Below are 20271 nucleotides of genomic sequence, written 5' to 3' on the forward strand. Positions count from 1 at the left end.
AATCAAATTAAATGAATTGACTTAAGAAATTAGTCACAAAACATTATATATAGGATTAACGTTTCATGCTGATATTTCATATTTTTGCATAAAAAAAGATGCCTAAAACAAAAATAACAATAGTTCCCACCTCTAATGAGACGATATTAAAATTCGAAGCTGATAGATTTTTAACAAATCATAATAGTTTTGAATTTAACAATATAGATGACGCTAAAGATTCCCCTTTAGCCCAACAATTATTCTACTTGCCTTTTGTTAAAAAAGTATACATAGCATCAAACTTTGTTGCTATTGAACGCTACAATATTGTAGCATGGGCCGATGTGCAGGATGAAGTGGCTGAACAAATAGAAGACTACCTTTCTAACGACGGAATAATAGTTACCGAAGATGCCATAAAACCCAAAGCCGCAGTTACAGTTTACGCAGAAAGCACTCCTAACCCAAGCGTACTAAAATTTGTATGCAACAAGGTTTTGGTTCCAAATGTTTACGAATTCACCACTATTGAAGAAGCAAAACCTTCTCCATTAGCAACCGCTTTGTTTCAGTTTCCGTTTGTGAAAAATGTGTTTATGGAAAAAAACTTTATTTCCATTACAAAGTTTGACATTATTGAGTGGGAAGAAATCACCTTGCAACTTAGAGAATTTATAAAATCTTATGTTGAAGAAGGTAAAACCATTTTAAATGACGACGCACCTAAACAACTCAATAAGACAGAAGAAGCTATAGAGCAAAAATTTGAAGCCCTAGACGACACCTCTAAAAACATTGTAAATATTCTTGAAGAATACGTTAAACCAGCAGTAGCTAGCGATGGTGGAAATATAGAGTTTAGATCTTACGATGAAGAAACAAAAAAAGTTGAAGTTTTATTGCAAGGTGCATGTAGTGGTTGTCCTTCATCTACTTTTACTCTAAAGAACGGTATTGAAAACATGCTTAGAGATATGCTAAACGACACTTCTATTACTGTAAATGCTATTAATGGTTAAAAAATGCTTAACTTTAAGTGACTTTTTAGATGAAATCGTTTCTAAAAAGTATAACCAAATAAAGACAATATATTATGGCAGTATTAAAAGTAATTGAAGTATTATCAAATTCAGATAAAAGTTGGGAAGATGCAACTAAAAAAGCAGTAAAAGAAGCATCTAAAACTGTAAAGAACATTCGTTCTGTATATGTACAAGACCAAAGCGCTATTGTAAAAGGTGACGACGTTACAGAATTTAGAGTTAACTTAAAGTTGACATTTGAAGTTAAATAATTGTAAAACAATATTTTAAATTTACTCGGTTTTACTACCGAGTTTTTTTATTCAATAAAATTAATCAACATGGAGACACAAAAATGGATAGATAAAGGTTATGACTTAATTGTTGAGTTTGCACCAAAAATTTTAGCCGCTATTTTAATATGGATTATTGGTAGCTGGATTATTAAAATGCTGATGAAAGGCATTAAAAAAGCTATGACCAAAGCAAATTATGATGATAGCTTAAAAAAGTTCTTACTTAACCTACTCAGCTGGATTTTTAAAATTGTATTAATTCTTGTTGTTCTTGGCACTGTTGGCGTAGAAACCACGTCATTTGCTGCAATTTTAGCTGCTGCTGGTTTGGCTGTTGGTATGGCTTTACAAGGATCTCTCGGGAATTTTGCAGGAGGTGTTTTAATCATGACTTTTAAACCTTTTAAAATTGGAGACCTCATTGAAGCTCAAGGTGAAATTGGAGTTGTAAAAGAGATTGAAATTTTCACTACCAAATTAACAGGACTTTCTAATAGAGAGATTATTATTCCTAATGGTGCACTTTCTAATGGTAATATTATTAATTTCACTACAGAAGGAACAAGACGTGTAGATTTAGTTTTTGGAGTAAGCTATGATGCTGACATAAAGCAAACCAAAGAGGTTTTAATGAATGTGCTAACATCAAATCCTAAAGTATTAAATGAACCTGCACCAACAGTTACCGTATTAGAGTTGGCAGACAGTTCTGTTAATTTTGCTGTAAGACCATGGTGTAAAGCAGAACATTACTGGGATGTTTACTTTGAAGTTACAGAAAACACAAAAGAAGCGTTAGACGCTGCAGGTATAGAAATACCATACCCTCACTCTGTAGAAATACAAAAGCAAGGCTAAGCCTTCTTTTTTATAGCAACAAAATCCTTTAAATAATAGGGTTCAAAATAGGCGACATCTTCGATGTCGCTTTTTTCATGTTTCATATCAGAAATAGATCCCATTTCATTTGCAGATGGTAATTTACCTTCAATAAAAACAGCATTTGGGTGTTGAATAAGTTGTTGTGTTTTGGTTACACCATTTCCTATAAAATAGACTTTATGTTCTTTCAATAAATCGGCATAGCTATCTTCCGTTAAGACTTCGGCTTTAATTTCTCTAATCAACTCATGGTTGTGATTAAAAATAGCCGAATACACTTCCATACGACGTGCATCTAGCATTGGTATAATTATACCTTCTTCAACTTTTACTTGATGTGAGAGACTTTCTAAAGTAGAAACCGAAATTAGCGGTTTGTTTAAGGCATAACACAACCCTTTAGCCGAAGACACACCAATACGCAAACCTGTATATGAACCAGGGCCTTTACTTACTGCTACAGCATCAATGTCTGAGGTATTAATATTTGCAGCTTCAAAGACATCTTTAATAAACACATGCAAGGTTTCTGCATGAGAATACCCAGCACTATTGTCTTCCTTTAAAACTAAAGTCTCTCCATCTTTAGACAGAGAGACTGAACAATTTGTTGTGGCTGTTTCTATATTTAGCACTAAGGCCATTAAATACGTTTTAAGTTTTATTCCTCTTTTTTATCTTCAGAGGTTTCTTCTTTTTTGTTCTTTTGCTCAATAAGGTCTCCTGGTTTTAATGTTTTTGAAACCATGTTATACGGACCTGTTATTATCTTATCATCTTTTGACAATCCTGATGTAATTTCGATATTAGAATCATCTTGAATACCTGTTTTTACAACTCTTAGTTTGGCTTTACCGTTATCATCTACAAACACACACTCAAACTTCTCTTCCTCCTTTTGTGTTTCTTCATCTTCAAAATCTTCTTTTATTTCATAAGGTTTTTTTGTAGACGTTGTATCGGTCTTAATAACAATAGCACTGATTGGCACGGCAACAACATCTTTTCTTGTTTTAGTAATGATATCTACTGTAGCAGTCATACCAGGTCTAAACGGAGAGTAGGTTTCTGGTTTACCTTCTGTTAAATCTTTATAAGATTCTTCTAAGATTCTAACCTTTACTTTAAAATTAGTTACTTGATCTGCTGTTAGGTTTCCTTCTGCAGAATTAGCAATTTCGGTAACAACCCCTTTAAACTCTTTCTTTAAATAAGCATCTACCTCAACAATTGTAGAATCTCCAATACTTACCTTAACAATGTCATTTTCGTTAACATCTACCTCAACTTCCATATTATTAAGGTTTGCAACACGCAAAATCTCTGTACCTGCCATTTGTTGTGTCCCAACAACACGCTCACCTTCTTCTACATTTAACATAGAAATTGTACCGCTCATTGGCGCGTAGATTGTTGTTCTATTTAGGTTGTCTTTTGCTTCATTTACTGTTGCTGCCGCACTTTGCACATTATAATATGCAGAATTCTTTCCGGCTACTGCGGTTTCATATGCAGCAATAGATTTGTCCCAATCGGCTTTTGAAATTACACCTTTATCAAAAAGCGCCTTGCTTCTTTCGTAATCTGCTTTGGCTTGTTTAAGATTTGCCTCAGCTTGTTCTAATCCTGCTCTTACATTTTGATAAGATGCTTGAGAACGGTTTACAGCAGATTGAATTAAATCTGGGTTAACCCTTACCAACAAATCTCCTTTTTTAACTTCTTGACCTTCCTTAAAAGGTAACTCTAAAATTTCGCCAGATACTTCGGATGAAATTTTTACTTCTACTTCTGGCTGAATTTTACCAGTTGCAGAAACGGTCTCTACGATATCTTTTAGAGTAACTTCTTTTACTATAACTTCCTTGAAGTTTCCTTTTTTACCAAACCATCCCATTGATTTTCCTGCTACAAGGAGTACAAGTAACAAAACAACTACACCAATGATGATTTTTACAGTTTTACTCATTTCTAAATTAATTTAAGTCGGTTATTGGAAGTCCAAAATAGAATTCTAATATTTTAAGTCTAAAAATATAATCATATTTTGTTCTTACCACGTCTGATTGCGCATTTTCGTAGGCTGTTCTCGATTGGTTGAAATCGAAAGAATTAGATAAGCCAACATCATAACGCTCTTTAGCATATTCAAAAGCCAAGCGACGTGCTTCTTCAGTTTTTAAAGCAGCTTCATAAGATTTCTTGGAGTTTTTAGCATCATTATAAGCTTGATATACTGTAGATTCTAAGTCTAGCTCTGTTTGTTCTAGTTGAAATTTTGCACGTTCTAGATTAACCTTATTTCTATTAACATTATTCTTAGTTGAAAAACCGTTGAAAATAGGAATATTGAGACTTAAGCTGAAATTATGTGACTTATTATCTGTAATCTGAGTTTCAAAGTCTGGTGTATCAAACAAATCTGAAGTAAAATAATTTGAACTAAAACTATAAGAACCTGTCAAAGAAGGCAGTAAAGCTCCTCTGGAAATTTTAACATCAAACTCTGCAATTTCAGCATTTGTTTTTACCAATTTAACATCGTTTAACTCCTCTTTTGCCTTTTCAAAAATTTCTTGAGCTGATTTTGTTAAAACATCTTCAGAAACTAATCCATAATCTACATCAACTATATCAAAAGAGGTGTAATCTTTTATTTGTAATAATTGAGCAAGACTCAATTTTGACAAAAACAATGCATTCTCAGCATTAATTATTTGTTGCAATTGAGTAGCGTCCGTTGCTTTTATCTCTAACAAATCTCCTTGGGGTAAAACGCCTGCATCAACCAACTCTTGCGTGTTCTTAATATTTTCTTTAGTAACTTTATTTTGTCCTTGTACTACTTTTAATTGTTCTCTATTAGCTAATATTTGGAGAAAAGCATTAGCTACAAACATAGACGTATCATCTCTCATTTTATCTAGTTGATATTGAGAGGCTAATTGATTTATTTTAGCGCGACGTAAAGTATTAATATTTTGAAGACCTCTAAAAATATCTACACTAGACCTTAAACCTCCTGATAAATTTTTAGCAGTAGAATTAACCGCATTAAATGTAACAGGATCTTGACTCAATCCTATATTCCAATTTTGTGAAGCAGATGCATTTAAAGATGGTAAAAAATTACCTATGGCATCTTTTTTTGCAATATTTGCCAATTCTAAATCTAATTCGCTTTGTTTAATAGAGATATTATTCTCTAATGCATAATTAACACATTCTAAGAGTGTCCACTTTTTATCCTGTGCCTGACCTAGAGCTACAAAAAGAAGTAGTATTACTATGATTGATTTTTTCATCTGTTGTTTATTGATTTTTTGATAGACAGATGGAATTTGCCATTAAATCTTCTAAAATATATTGAAATTTATCTTGACTCATTTCACAATGCCTATATGTCTATATAAATTATAAAGTGTTACACAAAATGTTAAAATTATTGTTGTGCATACTTTGGAACACCTTGTACTTGATTCCAAACTTTTATCTTATCACTTTTAGTTATTCCGCTTTTCACTTCAACAAAAATACCGTCGCTTATACCTAACTCGACCTCTTTTCTTTCAAATTTTTGGTCTCCTACTTCAACCTCTACAAAAGGTGCTTTAGTCTTTTCATCATATTGCACTAAAGCCTCTTTAATAGCTAATACATTTTCGGCTTTGTCTAAAATAATAGAAGCGTTAGCACTTAAACCTGCTCTTATAAATGTAGAATCAACAGTCTTAAGACTACCTTTAATTTCAAATTGAATGGCACCATTTTCTTCTACACCTTTAGGTGCGATATAGTCTAAGACCGCATCAAATTTATCGTCTTCAATAGCACCAACAGTAATTTCTAAAGGTAATCCTTCTTTAATTTTTCCTACTTCACTTTCATCTACTTTACCCTCAAAAATCATTTTGGTAACATCAGCCAATGAGGCTATTGATGTTCCTTCATTAAAATTATTAGCTTCAATAACTTGATTTCCTGCTTTTACAGGAACATCTAAAACCATTCCTGAAACCGTTGCTCTAACTTGTGTTTGTGCTATATTACCCAAACCTGATGTGGTTCCTGTTTTTATAATATCGTAATTTTGGCGAGCCTGAGTTACATTTATCCTCGCCTGCTCTACTTGTTGTTTAGCTTGCAAATATGTGTTATTTACCTGATCAAAATCATTAGCAGAAATAACACCTTTATCAAATAATGCTTTTTGGCGATCGTAAATTGCTTTTTGCGTTTTAAAATTTATTTCAGCGGTTTGTAAAGATGTTTGATTAGACGAAATACTATTTTTAGCACTTGTTAAATTTGACACGTTAGGTATTACTCTTATCTGAGCTATTAAATCTCCTTGCTTTACGTATTCTCCAGCTTCAACAAAAACCTCATCTACTACACCAGATATATTTGGTTTTATTAATACTTCTTCTTTTGGGACTATGCTACCTGTAGCTACAGTTTTAACCACAATGGTTTGTTCAACCGGACTTTCTGAAGTATACGTAATTGGATCTTCTTGATTTTTTTGCCACAAATAAAAAAGTGAAGCTCCAAATACTACTACTATTAAAATTAATACGATGACTGTTGTTGTTCTTTTCATCTCTGATTGATATATAATTTATTTATCGATAAACATCTTTTATTTTATTCTATTCTAAGGGCATCAACTGGCTTCATTTTAGTTGCTCTATTAGCGGGAATTAACCCTGCCAAAAGACCAGAAACCACCAATATAAATAGTGCAGTAAACACAACCTGCATACCAACACTTGGATTTGCGAAATTTTCTACATCTCCTGCTTGATCTAATATGTAATTTAACACCCATATGACTAGGGCTGCAAAGGATACTCCTAACATTCCAGATAAAATTGTGAGTACTAAACTTTCTTGAAGAATCTGTCCTTTAATCATCCATGGTGTTGCACCTAAAGCACGCCTTACCCCAATCTCTTTTGTTCGCTCTTTAACAACAATAAGCATGATATTATTAATACCAATGATACCAGACATTAAAACTAATGCTCCAACAAAATATCCTACTATTGTTAATATTGAAAATAGACCGCTTATTCTTCCGAATTGCTCGGATAAATCAAAATGACCAATAGCTCTTTCGTCTGTAGGATCTACTTTGTGTCTAAATTTCATTAAATCAAAAACCTGCTGCTTAATTGAAGTTATAGGCACATCATCTACCGCAGTTATAGCCATCCAACCAACATTCTCACCTCTATTAAAAGCCTGAGCAAATGTTGTAAATGGAATATAAATAGTACTGGCATCTTGTTCATCATCTCCTTGACTATTGCTCATTTTAAATGTACCAACAACCTTAAAATTAACACCGTTTATTTTAATGTATGTACCAAGAACATCTTCATCCTTGTCATACAACCCTTTAACAACACCTGTACCTATGACACAAATTTTTCGCTTTGTTTGAATATCTGAGTAACTGATAAAACGACCTTGAAGAATATCCATAGGTTGTTGCTTTATATACTCAGGATAGTCTCCATAAATTTCAAAAGCACCTGTTTTTGTACCTCTAATGACATTATTTGCACCTCTAAATCCTCCCAATTGGTTTCTAGGTGAGACATATTTAAGATTAGGGATTTCTGATTTTATAGCTTCAACGTCGTCTAACTTGTAATTAAAATAGCGCCCTTTAGGAAGTCCTTTGTAAGGTTTAGAAGTCCCCTGAGTCCACATAAACATAGAGTTTGTTGCAAAATTACCAAAATCAGCAGTTACACCATTTTTTAACCCATTAGTTAAGGCCAAAAGCAATACCAATATTGTAATTCCCCAAAACACTCCAAATGCAGTTAAAATAGTTCTAAACTTATTTGCATTTAGTGCTTCTAATATTTCGTTCCAACGATCTCTGTTAAACATATTATTCGTCTCTTAATGCAATAATTGGTTTAATTTTTGCAGCTCTATAAGCTGGTATAAAACCAGCAAAAGCTCCTGCAATTACTAATATAAACACGGTTGTTAATGCTATATTGAAATCTACCTGCGGATATTTAATAAAATCACTATCTATTTGTGGGCCTACCAATTCTAATAAGCCCAACCCAAAAATCAATCCGAATAAGCCAGCAAAAATAGTAACAAAAACCGCCTCTTGTAGAATCATACTTACAATAGACATCGGCAAAGCACCTAAAGCCTTTCTTATACCAATCTCTTTTGTTCGCTCTTTTACAATTATAAGCATGATGTTTCCTACACCAACTATACCTGCTATGATAGTTCCTATACCAACAAACCAAAATACAGCTTGTATGGTTGCTATTAGAGAATATATCTTTTGAGCTTCTTCTAAGGTATTATTTACACGTACCGCACTCTGATCATCAGGTGCAACGGTGTGAAGTTCTTTTATTTGAGCTTCAATACCCTGAGCAATTGCATTAGACTGAGCTACAGCCTCATCAAAATTATTTGCCATCTTTACAGTAAATGACATATTTCTGATATTATCACCAGCATTAAAAACTTGTTGGGCAGTTGTTACTGGTATATAAACCTGACTTTCTTCTCTATCACCACCTGGATCATAAAAAACACCGACAACTTTAAAATTAACTCCAAAAATTTGAATGTTTTTATCAATAGGATCTTCTTCTTTAAATAAATCCTTTTTCATTTTATTTCCGATAACAGCTACTTTCTTTTTATCATCTAAGTCTAATTGACTAACGAAGCGTCCATAACCTATATCTGCATTTTCAATGAACTGATTATCGGGTAAAGTACCTCTAACTCTATAATTTCCAGATTCATTTTTATAGGTAACCGTACCACCCCAAATCATATAATCCTTACTTCTATATTCAAAATAGTCGTCGTATTTTCTTTCTACAGATTCGAAGCTTGAATTCTTAAGCTGGACATATCTACCAGGATTAAGCCCTTTGTATCCTTTAGTCGTTACTCCTGTCCAAACAGAAATCCTATTGGTAGCATCTTGTTCAAATTGCGATTTTACTCCATTTTCAATTCCTTTACTAAAGCCCAAAAGAATAACCAAAATGAATATTCCTGATGCTACTGAGAGCCCAGTTAAGAATGTACGAAGTTTGTTTTTTCGTAGCGTTTCGAATATTTCTTGCCAACGTTCTAAATCAAACATTTGCTGATGCTCTTACTTGTTCTACTATACTATCGTCTATAATTACACCATCCCTAAGATTAACGATACGTTTTGTCATGTGGGCTATATCATCTTCGTGAGTAACAATGAGGATTGTTTTGCCTTCATCATTAATACCTTGAATAAGCTCCATAACTTCATATGATGTTTTTGTATCTAAAGCTCCTGTAGGCTCATCTGCTAGTAACACTTTAGGGTCACTTGCTAATGCTCTAGCTATTGCAACTCTCTGTTTTTGTCCACCAGACAACTCACTCGGCAAGTGGTGAGACCATTCTGCTAAACCCACCTTTTCAAGATAGTGCATTGCTTTATCTGTGCGTTCTTTTCGCTTTATACCTTTGTAATAAAGTGGCATAGAAACGTTATCTAAAGCACTCTTATAGTTAATAAGATTAAAGGATTGAAAAATAAATCCTAAAAACTCATTTCTATATTTTGCTGCTATTTTTTCGTTGAGATTTTTGATAGGAACACCGTCTAGAATGTATTGGCCAGAATCTGCTTCGTCTAACATGCCCAAAATATTCAGTAAAGTGGACTTGCCTGACCCTGAAGAACCCATAATTGAGACAAGTTCTCCTTCTTTTACATTAAAATTAATTCCTTTTAAAACATGAAGCGAATTGCTTCCCATGTGGTAAGACTTATGTAAATCTTTGATCTGAATCATAGCTGCTGGTTAACTCGTACAAGTTTAAGAAAATCTAGAAGGTTTTTGTGCCAACAAATTGTTAAGACTTAACTATATACCTTATGGTTTAGACTATAAAAACAAAGAATTGTTACAACTCTTAATCTGTTTTTTTAGACTTTTTAGAATTATTAAACGTCTTATACACAAAAAAGCCTATAACAGCCACTAGAATGTAGGGCACAGCCATTAAAAACATAATACCATCATTAATCCCTTCTGCAGCAGATTGATCATCACCACTTTCTAATACTGCCCTACACATAGCACATTGCGCATTTGTCTTTAAAAAAAAGAACAACGAAAACATTAAAAAGACGGCTTTTTGTTTCATTTTTAAATATAATAAGGAGAAATCATAAAATATACCACAACACCTGTTACAGCAACATAAAGCCATAATGGAAACGTAATTTTAGCTATTTTCTTATGGCGTTCTATATTATTTGTTATGGCTCTTACATACGTTATCAATACAAACGGAATAATAACAACAGATAGTAAAATATGCGTTATAAGAATGAAGTAATAGATGTATTTTATAGCGCCTTCACCGCCAAATTCTGTTGAATCGCTGGTCATATGATATGCCACATACATTACTAAAAACATAACAGATAATGCAATGGCAAATTTCATTAGGTTTTCGTGTAATTTTCTGTTTTTGTTTTTGATTGCAATTACCGCTACAATCAAGACTAATGCTGTTAAACCATTGATACCTGCATAAATCGGAGGAAGCATTGTTAATGGCTCTACATTAAAACCTAGCTTACGAAGATTAATACCAAAAAGTGCTGCTACAGCAACAGGAATTACTACTGATAATACAACAATCCATTTGTTATATTTCTTTTCTTTTTCTAAATCAACAGTACTCATATTATTCTTTCAATAGTTTAGCAATATCTTCTTTTAAAATTGTTATCTCCTGAGGAATTCCATCATCATCAACTCCCTCAGATTCAGAAATTAAACCGTTATAAAATATCAACGGATTTCCGAAATTATCTCTTCTAGAGCGTATATAACCTTCTTTATCTATTAAAGCAAAATTACCAGAGTGCTCAAAACCTCCTTCAACAGTTTCGTCTTTTGCTGTATATAAATTAAAGCCTTCGTTAGCCAATTTATAAATAGCTTCTTCATTGCCTGTCATTAAATGCCAATTGGGATTTGTTATTCCGTAAGTTTCTGAGTAAGCTTTTAATACTTCAGGAGTATCAACTTCTGGATTTATAGTAAATGAAGCTACACCAAAATCTTTAAAATCCTTAAAGTGGTCTTGTACATTTACCAAGTTACGATTCATTATTGGACAAATTGTTGGGCATGTTGTAAAGAAAAATTCTATAACATACACTTTACCTAAATAATCTTCATTAGTAATGGTATTTCCATTTTGGTCTGTAAAACTAAACGCTGGAATCTTTTTTGGCTCGTCACCTATTGTTAGATAAGCTAAATCACTTTTTGTTCCTTTTGTATTGTTAGAAACATTTTCGCTTCGGCTTTCGTCTCTAGTAATATCGCCATTGGTTATTCTATTTATAATCTTTGGTATAAAAATGATACCAAAAACTAAAATGATAAATGCAATGCCTACGTATGAATAATTGGCTTTTTTACTCATTATTTTATTTTAAATCTTTACTTCTTCTTTGGCTAGAATCGTCAAAATTACCCTTACGTTTATCTCGGTATTCTTTAAACAGCACACGCATATCTTCTGCTGCCATTTTGTTTTTTAACTCTGCTACTTCTACACAGTCATAGCTGTATAGGCTATAAATGGGTTTATTCGATTCAATCTCCTTTTCTGTTCTGTCGTCTAGTCTTCCTCGTTGGTTTAAATCTCTATCAATTATAAAAACCATACTTGTAGCAAGGTTATCATCTAACTTTACCTCAGGTTTTAAACTATTATATATTCTTTCAATATCGGACTCATCCATATATACCAAGTGCCAAAATCGTAAATTTTCATAAGATCTAATTTCCTTAAGCAGTGCTTCTGCCTCAGGTTTTGCACTATGCGGTAACAACACTGCTACTTGAAACGTTTTGAATCCCTTACTCTTGTCATACACCAACTCTTTAAGGTTGAAAGCCGTTGTGGAATTTTCCATAGGCTTCTTACCTAAAAACGAAAGAATTGTGATATGATCTTTTAGCTGAATATTATCTTTATTAGCAGGTAACTCTAAAACACCTTCTTTAACTATATCTAAAGGATTATAATTATCCTTAGAAAGCAACATTACAAGTATAAATGCCACAGGCAAAAAGAATAAAATACTTAAAACTATGTTGCGTTTTCTACTGCTTAAATTCATAATGCAAAAATAAAAAAGGTGGTTTAGAAAAACCACCTTTTAATATCATTTAACTCAATATTTTGAGTTTAAAAATCTCTTGTAATTAAAGCGTCATCTGCATTATATACACCAAACACATAACCACCTTCTTGAAGTAAGATGAATATTAAATAGCAGATTAAGAAAACAGCAGTCCACACTACCATACGTCTTAGTGCTTTAACTTCATCTCTCATGTGCATGAAGTCCCATGTAATATAATAAGCTTTTACAATGGTAAGAAGGATAAATATTAAGTTTAAAGGCTTAATAAAAACAAGTGGTGATAAAATAATATTACCAATAGTAGCAAAAAAACCACCTTCTAATGGACTAATCCAAGTATGCATTAAAAATTCTGGTTTGTATATACCAAGAATAACTTCTATAGCAGTTACAAATGTTAAGAATGCTAATACACCCCAAATTTTTTGTGTGTTAGATTTAAATTTCCAACGTCCTCTAAATATTTCTAATTTATGTTCGTGTGCCATAATTTATTATCTAATTCTGTTTTAAACTAAGTAGAAGAATGTGAATACAAATACCCAAACTAAATCGACAAAGTGCCAATAAAGACCTACTTTTTCTACCATTTCGTAGCTTCCTCTTCTTTCGTAAGTTCCTAAAACCACATTAAAGAAAATAATGATATTGATTACCACACCTGAAAAAACGTGGAATCCGTGAAAACCTGTAATGAAGAAGAAAAAGTCTGCGAAAAGCGACGTACCATATTCATTTACCTTTAGGTTTGCACCTTTTACTACTAATTTTCCGTTTTCTTTAATTTGCTTAAGAGACTCTTCTCTAGAAAGCACTGTTTTTTCGCCTTCATCATTTATCAACTGCGTTCTTACTAAAATATTTTCATTTGCAGCAAGACCGTTATAAATTTCATTTACTGAATAAGGAGGTAGTGATTCTTCAGTAACAAACCACAAGCCATTTTTACGCTCGTGTTGTGCTCTTGCTCCTGCTTCTGCAACAGCAAACTCATCAATAGAAATTCTTTTGAACTTTTCTTTTCCATCTACAGTTACATACTCACCAAATTGTAGAATATTACCACCATTGGTTTGTACTGCACCATAATCTCCTTGAATAAAAGTTGCCCATTCCCAAGCCTGAGACCCAACGAATATTAAACCACCTATTATGGTTAGGAACATGTATAATGTTACCTTGGCTTTATTCATATGATGACCTGCATCTACGGCTAATACCATAGTTACAGAAGACATAATAAGGATAAACGTCATAAAGGCAACGTAAATCATTGGTAATTCTTGTCCGTGTAAGAAAGGAACGTGTGTAAAAACCTCATCTGCAATTGGCCATTCTTTGATAAACTTAAATCTAGAAAAGCCATAAGCTGCTAAGAAACCTGAAAATGTTAATGCATCAGAAACGATAAAGAACCACATCATCATCTTACCATAACTTGCTTTTAGAGGTTTATTTCCTCCTTCCCAAGTTTTTCCTTCTGTGCCAGTACTTGCTACTGTAGAATCCATAGAAATTAATTAAATTTTAAGATTGGACAAAAATAATCAAATTATGTCTCTAAAAAAATATAAAAACAAAAACAGCACAAGCCAAAGCAGGTCTACGAAATGCCAGAAATTAGCCGCCAGTTCTAATCCCAACATATTGTTGGCATTGTACTTTTGTTTAAAATGATTATAAATAACGACAAGTATACAAATTAAGCCAGCTATAACGTGCAATATATGCACCACAGCAATCAAATAGATATATGACATGGTGATATTACTTGTTGGCCCTGTAAAGTTATATCCTGTTTGTATAATTTGATTAAATCCTTCTAGCTGACTAAAAACAAAAGCAATTCCTAAAGCCAATGTAACCAGCAGCCAAACGGTTGTCATCTGTATGTTTTTTTGTTTTAAAGCCTTTTTTGCTAAAACAAAGGTTAAACTACTCAACAATATAATGGCAACACTTATATAAAATGCATTTGGCAAATCATAACTGTTTAACCAATCTTTATCTCTTCGCTGTTTAGAACTTACAATAAAAGCACTTATTAATGCCGAAAAAGACATTATTAGAGAACCTATACCAAACCAAAGCATCATTTTTTTTGATCTGGCTGTTTTTTCCTGTAGCGTTCCTTCTGTTAAATCCATCTATCTTAAAAATTTATCTGCAACATATATAATTTGCAACATTGTGATATAAAAAACGCTAGACAGCATTAACTGTTTAGCAGCCTTCACGGTTCGTTGTTTAAAAAGTCTTAGTGCAAAAACAAGCATTACCATTCCTAATAAAAATACCAATACAGCACCAACAATTGATAGTTTTAAATCTCCTGTAAACCCAAACACTGGGATTATAGACACCAAAACTGTCCAAACACTATACATAATAATCTGCACTGCTGTACCTTTATCTCTTTTTCCTGTTGGCAACATAAAGAAGCCTCCCTTTTCATAATCTTCATACAAAAACCAACCGATAGACCAAAAATGAGGAAATTGCCAAAAGAACTGAATAGCAAATAACGTTCCTGGCTCAATACCAAACTCACCACGAGCTGCTACCCAACCCAGCATAAAAGGGATGGCTCCAGGCAATGCACCTACAAAAACAGACAACGGTGTTTTGGTTTTTAAAGGTGTATAAACACTCGTATATAAAAAAATGGAGATTGCTCCCCACATTGCTGTTTTTGGATTGATATTATATAGCGTTATTATACCTAGAATGGTAAAAGCAGTCGCTATTATAAATGCTGTATTAACAGACATACGACCAGCAGGAATAGGTCTGTTTTTTGTCCTATCCATTAAAGCATCTAGGTCGCGCTCAATAATTTGGTTATATGCATTTGATGCACCTACCATAAAATACCCACCTAATGCCAAAAGAATAAGCGATGTATAATTTATAGTCTCAGCACCCAATAAGTAACCAGCAAGTGCAGAAAACACCACACTAATGGATAATCCCATTTTTGTGATTTCCTTAAAATCTGTGATAGCAGAAGTTTTTGATACCGAAGATTTTGTACTACTACTCAATTCTTGATGATTGTCCTTTTCTTAGTGAGCGCAAAGATACTTTGAAAAAAGGTTTCCACCAACGCAATAGAAAACTTTAATAAAAGGTCGGTTTTTTTTTTAAAAATCGTTATACCAATTAAAAAGATCTGTTCGTATTCCTAAGCTAAACCAAAGTGTATTAGAATTTGCGGTTGATGAAGTAATGGCCTCAGGATTAAAATCTCGATAAATAATATTTGCAAATACTTTTAAGTTGGTTTCAGGATTAAGCAGGTAACCCATTTGATGTTCCCACATAAAACTATTGGTTTTATTCCCTTGTCCAATAGTTATACCAGTATCCGAATTACGATCGTTGTAATCTCTATAAATATCGCCACCATACGAAAAGCTATCTTCTTCAGTATTAAAATCGAAACCTCTTTGCCCAATAATTAATTTAGTATCTGCAAACCAACGCTTATAGTTATAACGACCTATTAGCACCAACTCTCTAAAATTAGCTCCCCAAAGATGCGCCATAGGTTGATTAAAATGTCCGTAATTTAAAATCTGAGTATTGTGAGAATAGGTATAAGGGCGCACCTGATTATATTCAGCTTGCAGTAGTAAATTATCTACCTTAAACGCATTAAAATATTTAGCACCTAACTGAAAGCCGAACTTATTTTTCCAGCTTTTATTTCCACCTGTGACATCACTTAAAGAAAACTCATCTAAAATGAATTGCCCATAGAGATTCACCTTATTATTCCATTTGTATTTTGCACTAAGTCCCAAAATGGCATTTCCTGCTCCTTGTCCTGTTTGAAATTCAATAGCTCTAAAGAATATTATAGGATTTAAATAATTCACATCAAAACCTCTACCATTTGTATCTGCCCACATTACAGACTCAAACAACCCTATATTAAGTCTCTTTGACACATTCCAACTCAAATAATGATTTGCCATATACTTGGTTAAAAAAGCATCATCAACTACTACTTCTGGCCTTACATCCTTAAGCCACATCCATGTACTTGTGTATTTTATCTTCCAAAAGCTGGTATTCAATTTTAAAAAAGGATAAGGGCTTGCTACATCACTTTGAAATAGCGAACGGTAACCATCACCTATAAAATTTTTACCATGGCCGAATTGAATGTTTAAAAAATCGGCAGGAGTGTAGGATAAATATGCTTCTGCCACAGGATAATCATACGAATTCTCTTTAAAACGCTTAGCGATACCACGACCAGGAATTACTGCTGGGTCTGGACCAAAAGCTTTTAAACTTTCTGCATAGGTGTTAAAATAGTCTGCAAATCTACCTTGACTTTCATAAATAGAAGTTGATAAATTTAAATGCTTACCTAATCCTGCTTGAATATAGACACCTCTGGTATTATTCCATGTGCCATCATCTCCTTCGGTTTCACCTCCTAGCTGTAAATCTACAATTGGGTCTACCGTAAACCAGTAATCTTTACCTTGAACTTGCACCAAATGCTCATTGTATAGCTTTCTACCAAACCAGCTATCTGTTTCTTTTGCTAAACTTTCCTTTTCAACTTTAATATCATAATATTTTGCAACATCGGCTTGAATAAAAGGCTTTGCTGCAGTATGACTATTGGTACCTATGGCATTCATCTCATCATCAAAACGTGCGTAATACGAATGCGTGAATGGTATGTTTAACTGGCTACTATATTCTAATCCTTCGTAAGGTTTTAGGCTTTTATTTACGTTATCAAACTCATCTGACAAGGTTGCGTTTAAGCTATCTCCATTTTTTAGATTGACAGTGTTTGAAAGTTCGTCTTCATCTTTTATTATTTCTTCTACAGGCTTTACTAATGGAATAGCAATGTTTAAGCTATATTGAACAAAAGTCGCCTTGCCGTTATATGTTGCTGGCTTTATTTGTGGTAAAGCATCAAAAACACGTCTACTTTCTTCCTTTAGCTCATCATAGATGGCATCTACATAAATAACCTTGAACCCTCCTTCTTTGTCAACTTCAAACAACACCTGAATATCGCCATTGTAATCTTCTTCAGAAACAATTTCTGGCGTTTTAAAATTATCGTAGATAAAGCTATTTAATGTAAAATTGAAACACGATTTTAATTGATTTACAGCAAGCGAATCACACTCACTAAACACAGGTGGTTTTTCGTAGGTAGAAAGCGTTTGAGCATTACCAAAAAAAGAAACTAACAAAACAGTAACAAGCCAAATATGCTTCATAAAAACAAACCTATTTATTTAGTGCTCGAAAGATACTTATTTTTTTTAGTAACCATAAAACAAAAACCGCTACCAAATAGTAACGGTTATGTTTAATTTATAATTACTTAATATTAATTTTTTACCATAAACTTAATTGGTAAATTATAAATTACACCAACTGGCTTATTTTGCTGATAACCTGGTGTCATACTCGGTATCTTATCAATAACTCGCTTTGCTTCTTTTTCTAAAACTGGGTGAGGTGTTCTAATTTTTACATCTGTAATGTTACCGTTTTTGTCTACAGTAAATTGGGTTTGTATTCTTTGTAAACCAGATATGCCATAATCACTAGCAACATCGGTATTAAACCTTTTACTAACTAACTTGGTTATTTTATCAGACATACATTTTTTTCTATCTTCGTTGGTTTTCTTTTTTTCGCAGCCAGGATAAACAGGTACTACTTCAACTTTTACAAAATCAACAGGCGGAAGATCTATTGGCTCTTCAACAACGTTAATATCTCCTGGCTTAACAGGCTCTGTTGTTGGTTTAGGATCATCTGGTGTAAAAATTTCCTGTTCTAAATCTGGTGTGTGGTTCTCTACCTCTTTGTAAGTATCTCTCAGCTCACTGCTTCGCTCTACCTTAGGCTCATTTTTCTCTACAGGTTGCTCTAACCGATAATCTGGTGCTACATCTATAGTCGCAACATCGTTTATTTCTACAGAGTCAATCGTTACCTTTTTTTCTTGAAACTGCATTTCAAACAGTCCATAGGTTGCCAACAAACAAAGAATCAACCCTATTTGGAAATATAGGGTTGAGTTTTTTTGTAAATTTGCATCATGCTTGTGTGATTTCTTTGCCTCAGTAGTGCTCTGACCAGCAGTATTGAGATTCTTTTTAGAATTTTTCATAATACGTATTATTTAAAATGTTAATATTATGATAAAGTCACAATAAGCATACCAAAAAGAAAATCCCGTCCAATTAATTTTGAACGGGATTTTTATCTTAACAGTTAAGTGTTTATCTACTTAATCATTTACTTGGAATACAATTGGAATTGAGAATGGCATTACAACCGCTTTACCTCTTTGTTTCCCTGGTTTCATTTTAGGTAATTGTGAAAGCACCTTTTGCGCTTCTTTTTCTAAAGAAGGGTGAGGCCCACGTGTTTGGATAGCCGTAATATTTCCATTCTTATCAACCTTAAATCTACAGAAGATTCTTTTCTTACCTGGAGATAAACCTAAATCTTGGGCTAAATCTGTATTAAATTTTCTCTGAATGAATTTATTTACTTTATCATTCATACATTCTTTCTTAGCTGCATTTCCTTTTTCGTTTTCACATCCTGGAAAAACCGCAACATTTTCAATAACGTGGAAAGGCACCTCAATATCTTCCTCTACTTCTTCTACTACAACTTCTTCTACCTCAGCAACCTCAGTTTCCATTTCGGTTTCAGTAGATTCAATTACTGTTTCTTCTACTTCTACCTCATCTTCTACAACCTCAATAACTTCAGGCGCAGCTGGTGGTGGAGGTGGTGGAGGTGGTGGTGTGACAACTTGCTCCGTTACAATTGCTTCTTCTTCAAACTCATCATCAAGATTAAGTGTATCAGCAACTATATCTTCCTTGTCGTAAGTTTTGTAATTTATTGCCATGTAAGTAACACCAAGCATTAACGCTAATCCAACAGCAAAATACAATGAGCTGTTTCTACTTACATCTGATTTTGGATTCTTTTTAGGTTCCATATTGAAATTTCTTTTATAGAGTTGCTAATTTAATTAAATAATAAGAAAAAAAGCAAAACTTCTTTTTATTTTAACTTTATTATATCTACTCTAGCAGCAATTAACGTGCCAATTATAACCCCAAAACAATTTGCTAGCAAATCGTATGTGTCATAAGTTCTGTTTTCATTAAGTTGATGTTGCAAAACTTCTAACAAAACTCCAAACAAAATAATAATGACAAATACAACCCACAGTTTATGTTCTTTTTGAGTTGATTTAGAATACGTTATCCACAAACCTGCTAAACCAGCGTAAGCTATAAAATGATAAATCTTATCATCAAATGGAGACCCCAGACTTGGCACTCCATCTAAATTTATAAAAGTTACTACAACCAGCGCCAAAGTATAGATAACAGCAGCTGGCAATAGCAATTTTCTAAGCACTTATAAGAGCTTTATAATCTTCAGCAGATAGCAAGTCGTCCACTTGAGACGCATCAGAAAATTTTAATTTAATCATCCAACCTTCACCATAAGGATCTGTATTAACCTTTTCTGGCTCATCTTCTAAGTTTTCGTTGAACTCAATGATTTCACCAGATAATGGTAAAAATAAGTCTGAAACGGTTTTTACAGCCTCAACTGTACCAAACACCTCTTCTGCATCTAGAGTTTCGTCTACTGTTTCAACCTCAACATAAACAATATCACCTAATTCTCCCTGAGCAAAATCTGTAATGCCTACAGTTGCAACATCACCTTCTATTTTTATCCACTCGTGGTCTTTTGTGTATTTTAATTCTGATGGTATATTCATCTTAATTTGTATAATATATTAGTGAAGCAAAAGTAATTTTTT

At 33.2% G+C, this 20271-nt stretch carries 23 protein-coding genes; 3 read left to right on the plus strand and 20 right to left on the minus strand.

The window, feature by feature from the left end; genetic code table 11:
• Positions 1 to 98: 98 nt before the first annotated feature.
• From MST30_RS03880 to MST30_RS03890, 3 genes are all read left to right on the plus strand, one after another.
• Complete coding sequence (locus MST30_RS03880; RefSeq protein ID WP_243473094.1) at positions 99 to 1001, plus strand: NifU family protein; 903 nt, start codon at positions 99 to 101, stop codon at positions 999 to 1001.
• 74 nt (positions 1002 to 1075) lie between these two features.
• Positions 1076 to 1276, plus strand: coding sequence for a dodecin family protein (locus MST30_RS03885; RefSeq protein WP_138432236.1), 201 nt, complete (start codon positions 1076 to 1078; stop codon positions 1274 to 1276).
• A 69-nt stretch (positions 1277 to 1345) separates the two neighbouring features.
• Positions 1346 to 2158 carry a mechanosensitive ion channel family protein gene (locus MST30_RS03890; protein ID WP_243473095.1) on the plus strand — a complete coding sequence of 271 codons (813 nt, stop codon included), beginning with the start codon at positions 1346 to 1348 and terminating at the stop codon, positions 2156 to 2158.
• Here MST30_RS03890 and tsaB read toward each other — a convergent pair.
• The 20 genes from tsaB to gcvH form a co-directional block, all read right to left on the minus strand.
• A complete protein-coding gene (gene tsaB / locus MST30_RS03895; protein ID WP_243473096.1) occupies positions 2155 to 2826 on the minus strand; it encodes a tRNA (adenosine(37)-N6)-threonylcarbamoyltransferase complex dimerization subunit type 1 TsaB in 672 nt (223 codons plus the stop codon). The two genes, MST30_RS03890 and tsaB, sit on opposite strands and share 4 nt — an antisense overlap.
• A 17-nt stretch (positions 2827 to 2843) precedes the next feature.
• Positions 2844 to 4151 carry an efflux RND transporter periplasmic adaptor subunit gene (locus tag MST30_RS03900; RefSeq protein WP_243473097.1) on the minus strand — a complete coding sequence of 436 codons (1308 nt, stop codon included), beginning with the start codon at positions 4149 to 4151 and terminating at the stop codon, positions 2844 to 2846.
• Between the two features lie 7 nt (positions 4152 to 4158).
• On the minus strand, positions 4159 to 5487 hold the full coding sequence (locus MST30_RS03905; protein ID WP_243473098.1) for a TolC family protein: 1329 nt from the start codon (positions 5485 to 5487) through the stop codon (positions 4159 to 4161).
• A gap of 137 nt (positions 5488 to 5624) precedes the next feature.
• The gene (locus MST30_RS03910; RefSeq protein ID WP_243473099.1) at positions 5625 to 6785 is read right to left on the minus strand and encodes an efflux RND transporter periplasmic adaptor subunit; all 1161 of its coding nucleotides are present in this window, start codon (positions 6783 to 6785) and stop codon (positions 5625 to 5627) included.
• Between the two features lie 44 nt (positions 6786 to 6829).
• Positions 6830 to 8089, minus strand: coding sequence for an ABC transporter permease (locus MST30_RS03915; RefSeq protein ID WP_243473100.1), 1260 nt, complete (start codon positions 8087 to 8089; stop codon positions 6830 to 6832).
• 1 nt (position 8090) lies between these two features.
• Positions 8091 to 9335, minus strand: coding sequence for an ABC transporter permease (locus tag MST30_RS03920; RefSeq protein WP_243473101.1), 1245 nt, complete (start codon positions 9333 to 9335; stop codon positions 8091 to 8093).
• Positions 9328 to 10029 (minus strand): ABC transporter ATP-binding protein, encoded by a 702-nt coding sequence (locus tag MST30_RS03925; RefSeq protein WP_243473102.1) that lies wholly within the window; start codon positions 10027 to 10029, stop codon positions 9328 to 9330. The genes MST30_RS03920 and MST30_RS03925 overlap by 8 nt, the downstream gene beginning before the upstream one ends.
• A 121-nt stretch (positions 10030 to 10150) precedes the next feature.
• Positions 10151 to 10384, minus strand: a complete 234-nt coding sequence (locus MST30_RS03930) for a CAMCR motif-containing small membrane protein (RefSeq protein WP_243473103.1) — start codon at positions 10382 to 10384, stop codon at positions 10151 to 10153.
• A 2-nt stretch (positions 10385 to 10386) separates the two neighbouring features.
• Positions 10387 to 10932: a DUF420 domain-containing protein gene (locus MST30_RS03935; RefSeq protein WP_243473104.1), complete on the minus strand. Its 546-nt coding sequence runs from the start codon at positions 10930 to 10932 to the stop codon at positions 10387 to 10389.
• Between the two features lies 1 nt (position 10933).
• The gene (locus MST30_RS03940; protein WP_243473105.1) at positions 10934 to 11683 is read right to left on the minus strand and encodes an SCO family protein; all 750 of its coding nucleotides are present in this window, start codon (positions 11681 to 11683) and stop codon (positions 10934 to 10936) included.
• A gap of 4 nt (positions 11684 to 11687) precedes the next feature.
• The gene (locus MST30_RS03945) at positions 11688 to 12386 is read right to left on the minus strand and encodes a hypothetical protein (protein ID WP_243473106.1); all 699 of its coding nucleotides are present in this window, start codon (positions 12384 to 12386) and stop codon (positions 11688 to 11690) included.
• 68 nt (positions 12387 to 12454) lie between these two features.
• Positions 12455 to 12901: a cytochrome C oxidase subunit IV family protein gene (locus MST30_RS03950; RefSeq protein WP_243473107.1), complete on the minus strand. Its 447-nt coding sequence runs from the start codon at positions 12899 to 12901 to the stop codon at positions 12455 to 12457.
• 21 nt (positions 12902 to 12922) lie between these two features.
• The gene (locus tag MST30_RS03955; protein WP_243473108.1) at positions 12923 to 13924 is read right to left on the minus strand and encodes a cytochrome c oxidase subunit 3; all 1002 of its coding nucleotides are present in this window, start codon (positions 13922 to 13924) and stop codon (positions 12923 to 12925) included.
• 36 nt (positions 13925 to 13960) lie between these two features.
• Positions 13961 to 14560: a cytochrome c oxidase subunit 3 gene (locus MST30_RS03960; RefSeq protein ID WP_243473109.1), complete on the minus strand. Its 600-nt coding sequence runs from the start codon at positions 14558 to 14560 to the stop codon at positions 13961 to 13963.
• A complete protein-coding gene (gene cyoE, locus MST30_RS03965) occupies positions 14561 to 15457 on the minus strand; it encodes a heme o synthase (RefSeq protein ID WP_262914439.1) in 897 nt (298 codons plus the stop codon).
• A 99-nt stretch (positions 15458 to 15556) separates the two neighbouring features.
• Complete coding sequence (locus tag MST30_RS03970) at positions 15557 to 17674, minus strand: gliding motility outer membrane protein RemB (protein ID WP_243473110.1); 2118 nt, start codon at positions 17672 to 17674, stop codon at positions 15557 to 15559.
• A gap of 113 nt (positions 17675 to 17787) precedes the next feature.
• Positions 17788 to 18579: an energy transducer TonB gene (locus tag MST30_RS03975; protein ID WP_243473111.1), complete on the minus strand. Its 792-nt coding sequence runs from the start codon at positions 18577 to 18579 to the stop codon at positions 17788 to 17790.
• Between the two features lie 120 nt (positions 18580 to 18699).
• Positions 18700 to 19428, minus strand: a complete 729-nt coding sequence (locus MST30_RS03980) for an energy transducer TonB (protein ID WP_243473112.1) — start codon at positions 19426 to 19428, stop codon at positions 18700 to 18702.
• Positions 19429 to 19493: 65 nt separating this feature from the next.
• Entirely contained in the window at positions 19494 to 19838 is a 345-nt protein-coding gene (locus MST30_RS03985) for a VanZ family protein (protein ID WP_243473113.1), read from the minus strand.
• A gap of 10 nt (positions 19839 to 19848) precedes the next feature.
• The gene (gene gcvH / locus MST30_RS03990) at positions 19849 to 20229 is read right to left on the minus strand and encodes a glycine cleavage system protein GcvH (RefSeq protein WP_243473114.1); all 381 of its coding nucleotides are present in this window, start codon (positions 20227 to 20229) and stop codon (positions 19849 to 19851) included.
• Between the last annotated feature and the right edge of the window lie 42 nt (positions 20230 to 20271).

The organism is Winogradskyella sp. MH6, from assembly GCF_022810765.1.
Lineage (GTDB): Bacteria > Bacteroidota > Bacteroidia > Flavobacteriales > Flavobacteriaceae > Winogradskyella.